Raw genomic sequence first — 13,360 nt, 5'->3', positions numbered from 1 at the left:
CAGAGATCAATTTGGTCGGATCAGGGCTTAATTGAAACTTCAGCGATTTGCCCGCCCACACTTTTACTAAATTATGGTAGAATTAATTAGATAAAAATTCAGACATTGAGAAGGAAGAGTGGTAGTAAATTGATGGATTGGGTGTCAAATTTGTACGGCCCGTTTTTTGATCTACACAACTGGAGTACTGTTATCGAGAGTGGGAGTGATTGGCTGATTATTTTATCGCTGGTTACAATTGAGTGCTTGCTTTCAGTCGATAATGCCGTAGTCCTTGCTGCACAAACGCAAGCGCTCCCAACCAAATCTCAACGTGAAAAATCGTTGTTTTATGGGTTATGGGGCGCTTATTTGTTCCGATTCCTAATTATTGGTGTCGGCACATACCTGATTCATTTCTGGGAGATCAAAGTGATTGGCTCCCTGTACCTAATGTACTTGGTATTCAAATTTTTTACCAAGACAAAGGTCGTTCATACTAAGAAATTAGCCAACGAAAAGAAACATGGCATTTCACTGTTCTGGTCAGTCGTGATTCAAATTGAATTCATGGATGTTGTCTTTTCAGTTGATTCGGTTCTGGCTTCTTTGGCCATTTCGCCTAATCCAGTTATTGTGTTAATAGGTGGGATGATTGGTATCTTGGCAATGCGTGGGGTTGCAGAAGTAATTATGAAGTTGATGGGTGTTATCCCGGAATTACAACCAATGGCTTATATTTTGATTGGGATTATTGCTTTAAAATTATTCTTGTCAATCCCACTGATTGATATTGAAATTCCGGCACCTTTGTTTGGTCTGATTGTGATCGCCGCGGTGATCATTACACTGATTATTCATTATGTTCGTAAGAATAGGGGGACTTCCGATGAGCGTTCAGATAACTCGTAATAATTTACAACAAGAAGTTGATCATCAGCTAACCGTTATTGATTTTTGGGCGCCTTGGTGTGGCCCTTGCAAAATTTTGGACCCGATTTTAGCCGCATTGGAGAAAGATTATGGTGATCAGATTCACTTTGGCAGGATGAATGTGGACGGTAACCAGGATATTGCTGAAAAATATCATGTTTTAAGTGTTCCAAGTTTGGTTATTTTTAAAAATGGCAAAGCTACTGAAAAGGTCACTGGTGTTTATCCAAAGGAAAAGCTGGCAAGCTATTTTGATAAGAAAGTTGCTGAAATGACCGCAGGCTAGCGAAACTTCTTGATATCTTTATCTTTAATAACGTCAGCGAGTTTTCGGTCTAGAATATCCAAGCCTTGGAGTGGAAAATTGAAGATTGGTGCCATCAAATGACGACGATTAGGATCAGGGACAACCTGGTTCTTTTTTAGTTTGGGCAACATGGTTTCTAGATCCTGTTTAGTTAATTTAAGTTGACGGGCGTAAAAAAGAACGCGTTGGAATACCAGATTTTTAAACCACAGGTAATAAACGATGCAGGCGGCGGCAATATACCAAAAAACTGACCAAGTCATACCAATTTTGTGGGGTGATAAGAATCCCAGCGTAATTGCCAAGATAGCAAAAACACAATATGTTAAAATAGCTGTTATAGTAAGTTTTACTTTTGTTGACATAGAGAACCAACTTTCCAAGTGAGATTTGTGATATTATTTATCTATAATTATAAACGGAAACGAAGAAAATAGGATAGTGAGGTCAAATCAGTGAATTTTTCAATAGAGACAATTGAGTCCAAGGACTTTCCGGCAGTGCGGGGGATTATCGCGGATAGCTATAAGAATGATGAGCCTAATACTGATGGTGATGAGGTTGATATGATCGACCGCTTACGATCATATGACCAATACAACTCGGATTTTGAAGTGGTTGCCAAGGATCATGATCATAAGGTGTTGGGCCATTCTTTAATGGTACCGGTTAGGCTTCGTTCGCAGAAGCGTTCGCTTAAAATCGCTTCAATTGTTGAAATTAGTGTGCTCCAAGATTGTCAAAATCAAGGAATTGGCCATGCGTTGGTAAAGGAATTGGAGACGCGTGCACAATTAGCAGGTTATCCGGCGGTTGCAGCCATTGATAATACTGATTTCTTCTATGAAAACAACTATGTGGCTTCGGAAAACTTTAATATTTATTCAACGTTACCGGTGGATTTGGGTGCCAATCTGATTAAGCCACTATTTGATGGCAGCTTGTTTAATAGAAGCGGTAAGATTTATTATCCGGAGGAGTTCTTCGGGGGCAGAGTGTGAGAACAAGCGGTTAGATCCCAGAATATAACGAGCTTAACCAAATATTCCCGGTTCTGGAATGTTTGGTTAAGCTCGTTATATGGCCGGGATCTGCTTGCTCTCACACGTTTCGGCTAGGTAAAAATCCCAGAAAGCTTCTAGATTTGGAAATATTGGCTGGAAGGGCTTATATGGCCGGAATTTGCCTTCTTTCACACGTTTCGGCTAGGTAAATATTCCCGGTTCTGGAATGTTTGGTTAAGCTCGTTATATGGCCGGAATCTGTTTATTTTCAAAAAGAATGGTACAAGCTAATTATTTACAAAATTTACAATGAAAAACAAACTAATTAAATAAAAGAATTGTTTTCAAACCAGTAGTCACTTTATCTGGGGGTCAGAAAGCCGGTGGTTGATGCGAACCGGTCAGGGTAACGTGTGACGAATTATTAACTGATGGAATAACTAGAGCCATTATCCGCTAGTGAGGAGCCGATTTGGCTTGAATTTGGGTGGTACCACGTTAAAAGCGTCCCTATTTATAATCAGAAAAGATTGTAATAGGGACGCTTTTTTTGAGTTGAATCAATCAGGTCAAACTTGATCGTTAAGAGGAGAATTTATGATGAGTAAAGAAAATTCAGCACCGCGGATTGGATTAATTGAGGGAATTATTGTTTTAATCGGGATGTTGATCGTTATGGGAGTTAGTGTGATTAAAATCCAAATTTCACCTCAAATTCCGATTTTGGTTGTTATTTTATTGTTGATCCTATGGGCCAAAGCACGTGGTTTTTCGTGGAGTTCGGTTAACCAAGGGATTATTGAGGGAATCTCGACGGGAATTATCCCAATGTTTATTTTTATTTTGATTGGTGCGTTGATTAGTTCATGGATTGCCGCTGGGGTCATCCCTTCATTAATGGTCTTTGGTTTTCATTTAATTAGTGCAAAATGGTTTTTGCCGTCAGTCTTCTTAGTCTGCACGATTGTTGGGACAGCGATCGGAAGTGCCTTTACGGTTATTTCAACAATTGGGATTGCGTTTATGGGAATGGGCGTTACGATGGGGATTAATCCGGCAATGGTTGCCGGGGCTATTATTTCCGGGGCAATTTTCGGGGATAAAACATCGCCGTTATCGGATTCAACTAATCTGGCATCAGCTGTGGTTGGTGCGGATTTGTTTAGCCATATTCGAAACTTGATGTGGTCAACCATTCCGGCTTTTTTGACATCGTTGATTGTTTTCTTTCTAATTGGAAACACAAGTGCCAAATTGAATGCGGCAGCGATTGATAAAACGGTCCGCGTTTTGACAACTCACTACAATATTACGTTGTGGGCTTTCTTACCAATTATTTTAATGTTTGTGTGTGCCTGGCGAAAGATTCCTGCCATCCCAACACTATTTATTAATATTGTGGTAGCTGTTGGGATGATTTTTATTGACAAACCAAGCACTCAAATTAAAGCCATTGTCAATGTGCTGACGAATGGTTTTGTATCAAAGACCGGTAATCAAAGCGTTGATAATCTGCTGACCCGCGGTGGAATTGTCAGCATGATGGTCACCATTGCCCTAATTATTTCAGCACTGGCATTGGGTGGCCTTTTGATGAAATTTGGAGTGATTGAAGCAGTAATGGGACCATTGTCTCGAAGATTAAGGTCAAACGGGTCATTGATTCTGGCTGTCATTTTGAGTGGAATTGGCGTCAACTTATTTGTTGGCGAACAGTACCTTTCTGTTATCTTGCCAGGAAATGCTTTTAAAGAAACATTTTCAAAAGCTGGATTGGCACCGGTTAGCTTAAGCCGGGCTTTGGAGGATGGTGGAACTGTCATTAATTATTTAATTCCTTGGGGGGTTGCAGGGGTATTTGCGGCTAATACGCTTGCTGTGTCAACAATTAATTACCTACCATTTGCTATTTTTAGTTTGACTTCACCAATCTTTTCGATCCTCAGTGGCTATACTCGAATCGGTTTGAAATATTTGAAAACGGATGAAAACGACCACTAAAGTTAGATCGGAGTAACGGTTATAAAAATCCTTTCATAACTACTTGTTTAACAAATATTACCTAACCGTTACAGACATTACACATGCTCCGTTATTCTTAACGCCTGTGATATTTGCTGGTAACAACGTAACTATACACTTGTATTTGTTGATCGATGAGGTCACAAAAATCTATGACACAGACACGTATATAGGAGTGTGTAATTTTGAAAAAAGTACTATCTATGATTCTCGCAACTTCCGCTGCAGCCGTTGGAATCTTCTTCGCAGGATTCTCATATGCATCAGCTTCCACAGTAGTCACAGTGAAGTCAGGCGATACCGTTTGGGGACTAGCTCAAAAGTATAACGTCTCATCCAGTGCAATCGAAAATGCAAACAACCTCGCAAACGCAAACGTCATCTCAGTTGGCCAACGTTTGACTATCCCTGATGGTTCAAGTCAAGTAGCAGCAACTACTACGACAACACCAAAAGCACAAGCAAGCTACAGTTACAGTCAAGCACAAACGACTCAACCAAGTTACAGCTACTCAAACAATAACGCAGCTGCCAACACAACATCAAACTATTCAGCAAACACTGCTTCAGCATCAACTGGCGGTGACAGCTCAGCTAAAGCTTGGATCGCTAATCGCGAATCAGGTGGTTCATATTCAGCAACTAACGGCCAATACGTTGGTAAATATCAATTATCAGCTTCATACTTGAACGGCGACTACTCAGCTGCCAACCAGGAAAAAGTTGCTAACCAATACGTTCAAAGTCGTTACGGTTCATGGTCAGCTGCCAAGTCATTCTGGCAAGCAAATGGTTACTACTAAAAAGTAGCTTTCTAAAGACCCTTTAAGTAAGTTTAAATGCAAAATAAAAAGATGGATTAATGAGAAACTCTCATTGGTCCATCTTTTTTTGCGTTGGCACGGCAGGTTATGAGCAGTAAACTGGTAAATAGCATTTGTTGTGAAAGAGGTGATAGATTGAAAATTCAATTAACGGGTGATAGCATTATTGCGCGACATGAAGGACTAGTCGAACCAATGATTAATTGCCTGCTGAAAAATAAATTTCCCGATTTGATCATTTATAATACAGCGGTTTCTGGAAATAATACATGTGATCTATTAAGACGGTTAGACAGTGATGTTTTATCAGTCAGGAACGTTGACAAAATATTTGTTCTAATTGGAATTAATGATGCAGCTAGAAATAAGCAGGTTTCACTAGATCGTTATACGCAAAATCTAGAAAAAATCATCAATCAATTATTAAAAAGGTATTGTCAGAGACAGATTTATTTTATGACACCACCGGCTGTTGATGAACGTAAGCAACGCTATCGGGATAACCAATTAATCGCAATGTACATTGATAAACTCGAACGGATTGTAAAACAAGCTAATTGTCATTTTCTCAACTTATTTGAAATCTTAAGTCGTCATCCTGACTTTCCCCAAATTATGCAAGGGAGCTTAGATGATGGATTACATTTTGGTGAAGGTGGCTATCAAATTTTGGCAGAGTTAATTGGTCAGTGTCTCTAACAACAGCATATTCCTAAACTAATCAATAATTGTTTCAATTGGAACCGCTCCTGATAAAGTCTTATGAACGGTACATTCTTTTAAAACCTGATGAATAAAATATTTTTGGTGTTGATTATCGAGATTTGTTTCTACGTGAATTTGAATCTTGATTTTTGAAACGTCTGAACTTTTATCTTGATACAGACTGGTTTCGCCACTTGTTTTAACTTCGAATTTTTTAATTTCAAGAGATGGATCTTTACGGGCAATATCATTAGCTGTAATTGCTAAACACCCGCCGACTGCAGCTAATAAATATTGAACAGGGTTGGGACCGGCATCAGTCCCGTGACCAACTATTGGTTCGTCGACAATAAATTGATGTTGGCCGGTTTGAGTTTGGACCTGTGCGCCAATGTTTCTGAGCTTTGAGTGAACAATGTATTTTCCCATAATGCCAAATCCTCCTATTTTGCTGTTAGATATGCTTTAGTGTAATTAAAGCCGCCTTCTTCTGTATTAACTTGGACACCCTTTAATTTTGGATTCTGTAAATAAGTTAATCGAGAGAAAAAGAGTGGTGTCACACCATTATCTTTCAAAATTATTTTTTGGGCCTGCTGCAGGTCCTGCCAACGTTTATCAGCATTGGTTGAGTCGACGCCGTTTGCTTGTTTAACTGCGTTGTCATACTTGGAATCTTTATAATGTCCCCAGTTATTGCCGGAGTCGGAAGTAAATAGGCTTAGCAAACTGGATGGGTCGGGATAATCGGCTCCCCAGTTGACCAAATAGATGCCGAACTCACCTCGCATTGCGTTTTTTATAAAGGATGACACCGGTTGGATGACCAATGATAATTTAATTCCGGGCAGGTATTTTTGAACTTGTCCCTGGATGTATTGGGCTGTAGTTCGCTGGGTACCACTATCGAATGTGATTAATTTGACTGTCAAAGAATTCTTGTTAATTTCCTTTTGAGCTTGTTGCCATAGTTGACTCGCCTTCTTAGTATCGGTTTTTGTAAGGTTGTCGGCGTCTGTAGCAAAATCCGTCCTGGTTTTAGGATTACTAAAGATACCTTTAGCAATGATATCGGTGGCCTGAGTGCTGCCATCTTGCAGAACCCGACTGGTCAGGGACTTTCGATTGATAATCAATGAGAGAGCCTCTCGTAATTTTGCATTTTTAAGCGTTTTTGTCTTAAAGTTATAGCCTAGATAATTGACCGTTGATGATGGTTTACTGTTGAATCCTTTTTTGCCCTGATAATTTTTTACGTATTGACCATCAATTGGGGTCTGATCGACCTTGCCGCTTTCAAAAAGATCAACGCCGGTACCGGTTGTCTTGACTAATTGATAGTTTATTTTTTGTAACTTGACGGTTTTCTTATCCCAGTACTGATTATTTTTTACTAACGTCCAGCTGTTTGCAGTTCCCGTACCACTAAATTTTGTTAGTTTAAAAGGACCGTTATAAATAGTATGGCTTGAGTTGGCCGCAAATTGACTACCTGCTTGTTTGACGTACTTTTCATCAAGTGGTTTGAAACAGATTGTGGTTAATTGTTTGGTGAAGTAGGCCGTTGGTCGTTCGAGCTGAATTCTCAGCTTGTATTTACCCAGCGCCTTGACACCCAAGGTGCTGCTGTTGGCTTTTTTGTTAATGATTTTTGCAGCATTTTTAACGGCGTTATATTGATATAAATTGGAAGCCGCAATTTTTGCTGTTACACCTCTCCGCCAAGCGTAAATGTAATCCTGAGCAGTAACAGGATCACCATTTGACCATTTTGCTGACTTTCTCAGTGTGATATCATAAGTTCGACCATGATCAGTGATCTTAGGCAAACTGGTTGCGCCAGTGGGAACTGGCTGATTCTTTGAGTTCAATTGATATAATCCTTCATAAACATTTTGAATCAGTTGAGAAGAAGTCGCATCGATAACATTTGATGGGTCAAGTGACGTGACTTCCTTGTTTGAAACCAAAGTTACCTCTTGTTTGGAAGCTAATTTAGTTGAAGTTGTATTTGATACTGATCTTTCGCAACCACTAAGAATAAACAAACTGAGGATAGCGAGACCAGCAACTGTTAAATATCGTGTTTTCATTGAATTTCCTGCTTTCATATATAATGGATTGATGATGATTAATAATTAACCAACACATGAATGCAGTGTCCCCAGTAATCCCGCCTTGCCAAAGTGCAAGCCATTTGATAACCTTATGCGATCTATTTCGACTCATTGAAGTTTCTCCCTTCCTTTAATAGAATTGAATAAAAAAATCGTCCACTGCAAAATGCAGGGACGATTATACGTGGTACCACCCAAAATTCATAATTAAAATGAGATTAATTATCTTGTTGAGCACCAAAATGCTCAAAGGGATATCGTACCTCAACGAGTTATCAGCTTTCACTAACAACATGGCTCCGGATTCATCTTCGGTCAACCTAATTATCTGTTCTTACACTATCAACAGTCGCTTAACTAATTTTCGATGACGTACTCTTTCCTTCAATGCCGATTTCTAATTCAAATTTAACAAAGTTAGTATAAGCAGTTTTAAAAGGATTGTCAATTAGTAAATGTTCTGGGCTGTCACAACTATCAGGAGAGGAGCTAATTTTGAAAATTAGAGAATATCACCTTAAAGACAAAAATCAGGTTATTCAGATGATGACAACGACAATTCAATCCGTTAACTCAAAGGATTATGATCAATCGCAAATTAATGTTTGGTCAGCGATTGATCCCAAACGCTGGGATGCTGGGCTTACAAATTATCTGGCGTTGGTTGCCATTCAAAATAATCAAATAGTGGGGTTCGCTGATATGGACTTGAGTGGTTATTTGGATCAGTTATTTGTTGATCGAAATTATCAACGACAAGGGATTGCTCGTCAATTAGTAACCACGTTGGAGAAGCGAAGTCCGGCTGCTTCTTTTTCAAGTTTTGCATCGATCACAGCTAGACCTTTTTTCGAAGCTGTGGGCTATCACGTGGTTAAAAAACATATCGCAGAACTGAGAGGTGAAACCTTTATTAATTATTTCATGATAAAATAATTGTCATCTAAATGAATTGACGGCTTAATTCTCTCGGTTTCGCTGAACATTTAGCCAAATAATATACAGCACTACAAGAATAATTATGGCTAACGTGTAAATTAAGGTGAATGATGTACCTATCTTAAAGATCACGTTAATCGTGACCGATATCATCAAACCAGTCATGATCAGAAGAATGAGGCCAACAGTCAAATGATGCGCTCGAAACGATAGGATACTTCTGATTAATAGGTAACAAGTAGCCATGATGCAGACAAATGGTGCAATTAGTAATTGAATATTTGATGACTTGATAGAATCATCTTCCTAGTACCTTATTTGAGGTCATTTGAATTGCTATCTTTAATTAAAACAGGTAGATAAAAAAATAAGCTTTGATGATTTCATTCTAAATCATCAAAGCTTATTTCTAAATAATATCTATTTTGATAGTTTCTTTAAATAACAATGAATCTGACACATCACTAGTTATTTTAAGCGATTAGTCACCATTCAAAATTGAATTTTTAACAATCACGTAATCAACTGTTCGAATATCTTTTAGTTCTTTACCACCCGCATAGGAAATGGATGATTGAAGATCTTGTTGCATTTCGTTTAATGTATCAGAGATCTTACCGCGGAACGGTACTAACATCTGACGGCCTTCAACATTGCGGTAAGCGCCCTTTTGACGTTCGGAAGCTGAGCCCCAATACTGTTTATATTGTTTGCCATCGATGGTCAGCATGTTGCCAGGTGATTCCTCGTGGCCGGCTAATAGGGAACCGATCATTACCATTGAAGCACCGAATCGGACTGACTTAGCGATATCGCCATTGTAACGAATACCGCCATCAGCGATCATTGGTTTTCTGGCAGCTTTTGAGCAAAGTCGTAGTGCAGCCAATTGCCAACCGCCAGTTCCAAAACCGGTCTTGAGCTTAGTAATACATGCTTTACCGGGACCGATGCCGATTTTAGTTGCATCAGCACCGGCATTTTCAATTTCCCGAACGGCTTCCGGAGTGCCTAAGTTACCGGCAATCAAGAAACTGTCTGGTAATTTTTCTTTAATATAGTGGATCATTTTAATTACCCAGTCAGAATGACCGTGAGCCACATCAATGGTAATATATTCGGGTTTGTTATCTTCAGCGACGAGTTCATCAATAAATTTGTATTCATCATCCTTAATCCCAACACTAATTGAAGCGAAAAGGTTTAACGAATGCATCTTTTTGATGAAAGCACCACGGGTTTCAGGTTGAAAGCGGTGCATAATATAGAAATAGCCGTTTTGGGCAAACCAAATTGCCAAGGGCTCATTCATGACCGTTTCCATGTTTGCTGGAACCACTGGGATCTTAAACGTCTTTGGGCCGAACTTAATCGATGTATCAGCATCGCTTCGGCTCTTAATGATACATTTATTTGGAACAAGTTGAATATCTTCGTAATCAAAAACTTCCATTATTGTTACCTCCGAAAAGTAAGCGGGGTTCATTAAACATCAACCTAATACCAGAAGTTCCCAGAAGTATTAGGGATTTAAACTTAATTTGATAAAATGTGAACGGCAATGTTGAAAAGTAACACAATTGGTTACTTGTTCCACACATCTGCCACAACATTGGTTTGTTCACGATCGGGACCAACAGAGAAGGTTGCAAATGGCACCCCAACTAATTCTGAAACGCGTTTTAGATAATATTGTGCGTTAGCGGGTAAATCACTCAGCTTTTTAACTTTTGTGATATCTTCATCCCAGCCTGGTAACTCTTCGTAAACGGCCTCGCATTTATTCAATTCTTTTAATGTTGCTGGATAATCGTCAATTTCTTTACCATCCAATTTATAAGCAACACAAATTTTTAGGGTCTTAATCCCGGTTAAAATATCCAAGCAGTTAAGTGATAGGTGGGTGAATCCGGAAACTCGAGCCGAGTGGCGGAGAACCACGCTGTCAAACCAGCCGATTCGACGGGGCCGTTTCGTAACGACACCATATTCGTGGCCAACTTCTCGAATATGATCACCAGTCGCATCCTTTAATTCGGTTGGGAAAGGACCAGCACCCACTCGGGATGTGTAGGCCTTGCAAACACCGATGACATTGTCAATTCGGTTCGGGCCAATTCCGGTTCCGACTGCGGCACCACTAGCAGTTGGATTAGATGATGTCACAAATGGATAAGTGCCGTGGTCAACATCAAGCATGACGCCTTGAGCACCTTCAAAGAGGACATTTTTATTGTCATCTAATGCGTTATTGATTAAATAGGAAGCATCAATAACGTAAGGTCGAATTCGATCAGCGTATTTGTTATATTCATTAAAGATTGTGTCGAAGTCCAAAGGTTCTGCATCATAAATCTTAGTGAGCAGTTCATTCTTGATTTCGAGATTACTTCGCAGCTTTTCAGCGAATGTATCCTTGTCGATCAAGTCAGCAATCCGAATTCCAATCCGTTCGTATTTATCCATGTATGCAGGACCGATTCCCTTATTGGTTGTCCCAATCTTGGAATCCTTCTTTTTTTGTTCCTGCAGACCGTCTAATAGGATATGGTATGGCATGATGACGTGGGCCCGGTTGGAAATTCGCAGATTATCTGTGCTGATTCCATCCTGCTTTAATGAATCAATTTCATTAATGAGGGATTTCGGGTTAACAACGACACCGTTACCAATCACACTGTATTTTTCCTGATCAAAAATACCTGATGGAATCAGTTGTAAGTGGTAACTTTTGCCATTTAATACAATGGTATGGCCAGCATTGTCGCCGCCTTGATAGCGAGCGGTAATATCGGCATCTTGGCCGAAGAAATCGGTAATCTTACCCTTTCCTTCGTCGCCCCATTGACTTCCAACAACCACAATAGATGACATATGAACACCTCTAAATTTTATTGCCAGGTCATCAACCCAGCATTTTTAATTTTACCAACATCGAACTGAATAATCAACCAAAAGGTTAATGTTTATAAATGCTAAAACGTTTAATATTCGACTTTACGAATAGAAACGAACAAAACGCCTTCAAACACCGGAAAATCTGGTCAAAACATGAACTATATGCTATTATTATCTTGTCATTATTTAGTAGTAGAAAGGAATCAATATGATAGATAGATATTCTTTACCGGAAATGAAAAATATTTGGTCACTGCAGAACCAATACGCGTCATGGCTAAAAGTTGAAATTGCCATTGACGAAGCCTGGTCGAAGCTGGGAAAGATTCCAGCGGCCGACGTTGATAAGATTAAAAAGAATGCGACATTTGATGTTGATCAAATCGCTAAAATTGAAGCGGTCACGCATCATGATATTGTGGCATTTACGCGGGATGTCTCCAAATCCCTTGGCCCTGAACGAAAATGGATTCACTATGGTGTTACCAGTACTGATGTCGTAGATACTGCTTATGGGGTTCGAATTAAACAAGCCAATCAAATTATTAAAGCTGACATTGATCATTTTATCGATGTAATCGCCAAGCAAGCTAAAAAATATAAAGATACGGTCATGATCGGTCGGACTCACGGCGTTCAAGCTGAGCCGACAACCTTTGGTTTGAAGCTTGCCCGTTGGTATTCAGAAATGAACCGAAACAAACGCCGATTTGCGACTGCTTCAAAGGAGTTGGAAGCGGGCCAAATTTCTGGAGCCGTGGGAACTTTTGCCAACGTCCCACCATTTGTTGAACAATACGTTTGTGATGAACTGGGACTTCACGCACAAGAAATTACCAGTCAAATTTTGCCACGTGATCTTCACGCAGACTACATTGCCACTTTGGCACTAATTGCGACGAGTTTGGAAGAGTTTGCGACAGAAATTCGTGGCCTTCAACGTTCTGAAATTCATGAAGTTGAAGAGCACTTTGATGCTGGTCAAAAGGGATCTTCGGCAATGCCGCATAAACGTAATCCAATTGGTTCGGAAAACATTTGTGGCTTGGCCCGGGTTGTTCGTGGCCATATGATTACGGCTTACGAAGATGTGCCGTTGTGGCATGAACGGGATATTTCCCATTCGTCTGCTGAACGGATTATTATTCCAGATACACTGACCTTGTTAGACTATATGCTGCATCGTTTTTCTCGAATCTTGGAACGGCTGACTGTTTTCCCAGAGCGAATGAAGAAGAATATGGGATTGACTTACGGATTGATTTACAGTCAACGGGTGATGTTAAAGTTGATTGATTCGGGGATGACCCGTGAACAGGCATATGACTTGGTTCAACCACTTACTAAGAAATCATGGGATGAGGGATTGCAATTCCGTGATTTGGTTGAGGGTAAAAAAGAAATTACTGATGCATTGAGCGAGGAACAAATTGCTGATGCATTTGACTATCATTATCATATCCGCCATGTTGACGAAATTTTTGCCAGAGTTGGCTTGGAATAGCATCAATGATAAATAAGGAGGGGCTGGGACATTAGTCATTTATCCCAGTCTCTGTTCGTACAAACACGATTGTTACCGAGCGAAAACGTACGCCAGCAAGCAGACCCCGGCCATATAAGCCCCCTAAC

General features: G+C 39.8%; 13 protein-coding genes. 8 read left to right on the top strand and 5 right to left on the bottom strand.

The genetic code is table 11. The annotated features are described in order from the left end of the window. Window positions 1-132 precede the first annotated feature (132 nt). Both FC85_RS08150 and trxA read left to right on the top strand, forming a co-directional pair. Window positions 133-891: a TerC family protein gene (locus tag FC85_RS08150; RefSeq protein WP_057865038.1), complete on the top strand. Its 759-nt coding sequence runs from the start codon at window positions 133-135 to the stop codon at window positions 889-891. After that, on the top strand, window positions 869-1,198 hold the full coding sequence (trxA, locus tag FC85_RS08145; RefSeq protein WP_057865037.1) for a thioredoxin: 330 nt from the start codon (window positions 869-871) through the stop codon (window positions 1,196-1,198). Before FC85_RS08150 ends, trxA begins: the two co-directional genes overlap by 23 nt. Here trxA and FC85_RS08140 read toward each other — a convergent pair. After that, window positions 1,195-1,584, bottom strand: a complete 390-nt coding sequence (locus FC85_RS08140) for a hypothetical protein (protein ID WP_057865036.1) — start codon at window positions 1,582-1,584, stop codon at window positions 1,195-1,197. The genes trxA and FC85_RS08140 overlap by 4 nt on opposite strands. A 90-nt stretch (window positions 1,585-1,674) precedes the next feature. Here FC85_RS08140 and FC85_RS08135 point away from each other — a divergent pair, with 90 nt between their 5' ends. The 4 genes from FC85_RS08135 (at window position 1,675) to FC85_RS08120 (ending at window position 5,768) form a co-directional block, all read left to right on the top strand. Then, entirely contained in the window at window positions 1,675-2,220 is a 546-nt protein-coding gene (locus tag FC85_RS08135) for a GNAT family N-acetyltransferase (RefSeq protein WP_057865035.1), read from the top strand. 603 nt (window positions 2,221-2,823) lie between these two features. Beyond that, window positions 2,824-4,224, top strand: coding sequence for a Na+/H+ antiporter NhaC (gene nhaC, locus FC85_RS08130; RefSeq protein WP_057865034.1), 1,401 nt, complete (start codon window positions 2,824-2,826; stop codon window positions 4,222-4,224). A gap of 206 nt (window positions 4,225-4,430) precedes the next feature. Next, window positions 4,431-5,048, top strand: a complete 618-nt coding sequence (apf, locus tag FC85_RS08125) for an aggregation-promoting factor (RefSeq protein ID WP_476737548.1) — start codon at window positions 4,431-4,433, stop codon at window positions 5,046-5,048. 156 nt (window positions 5,049-5,204) lie between these two features. After that, entirely contained in the window at window positions 5,205-5,768 is a 564-nt protein-coding gene (locus tag FC85_RS08120; RefSeq protein WP_057865033.1) for a GDSL-type esterase/lipase family protein, read from the top strand. Between the two features lie 18 nt (window positions 5,769-5,786). Here FC85_RS08120 and FC85_RS08115 read toward each other — a convergent pair whose 3' ends face one another. Both FC85_RS08115 and FC85_RS08110 read right to left on the bottom strand, forming a co-directional pair. Next, entirely contained in the window at window positions 5,787-6,203 is a 417-nt protein-coding gene (locus FC85_RS08115) for an OsmC family protein (RefSeq protein ID WP_057865032.1), read from the bottom strand. Window positions 6,204-6,217: 14 nt separating this feature from the next. After that, window positions 6,218-7,867 carry a peptide ABC transporter substrate-binding protein gene (locus FC85_RS08110; protein ID WP_057865031.1) on the bottom strand — a complete coding sequence of 550 codons (1,650 nt, stop codon included), beginning with the start codon at window positions 7,865-7,867 and terminating at the stop codon, window positions 6,218-6,220. 519 nt (window positions 7,868-8,386) lie between these two features. Here FC85_RS08110 and FC85_RS08105 point away from each other — a divergent pair. Continuing rightward, window positions 8,387-8,827, top strand: a complete 441-nt coding sequence (locus FC85_RS08105; protein ID WP_057865030.1) for a GNAT family N-acetyltransferase — start codon at window positions 8,387-8,389, stop codon at window positions 8,825-8,827. 484 nt (window positions 8,828-9,311) lie between these two features. Here the strand turns inward: FC85_RS08105 and FC85_RS08100 are convergent, their stop codons facing one another. Together FC85_RS08100 and FC85_RS08095 are read right to left on the bottom strand one after the other, a co-directional pair. Next, window positions 9,312-10,283 (bottom strand): GMP reductase, encoded by a 972-nt coding sequence (locus tag FC85_RS08100; RefSeq protein WP_057865029.1) that lies wholly within the window; start codon window positions 10,281-10,283, stop codon window positions 9,312-9,314. 131 nt (window positions 10,284-10,414) lie between these two features. Beyond that, on the bottom strand, window positions 10,415-11,704 hold the full coding sequence (locus FC85_RS08095; protein WP_057865028.1) for an adenylosuccinate synthase: 1,290 nt from the start codon (window positions 11,702-11,704) through the stop codon (window positions 10,415-10,417). A gap of 232 nt (window positions 11,705-11,936) precedes the next feature. On the opposite strand from FC85_RS08095, the gene purB reads away from it, so the two are divergent. After that, window positions 11,937-13,232 (top strand): adenylosuccinate lyase, encoded by a 1,296-nt coding sequence (gene purB / locus FC85_RS08090; protein ID WP_057865027.1) that lies wholly within the window; start codon window positions 11,937-11,939, stop codon window positions 13,230-13,232. Window positions 13,233-13,360 lie beyond the last annotated feature (128 nt).

It is taken from the genome of Lentilactobacillus diolivorans DSM 14421 (assembly GCF_001434255.1).
Lineage (GTDB): Bacteria > Bacillota > Bacilli > Lactobacillales > Lactobacillaceae > Lentilactobacillus > Lentilactobacillus diolivorans.
Note: the sequence above shows the minus strand (reverse complement) of the source record. Positions and strands in the feature narration are given on the sequence as shown.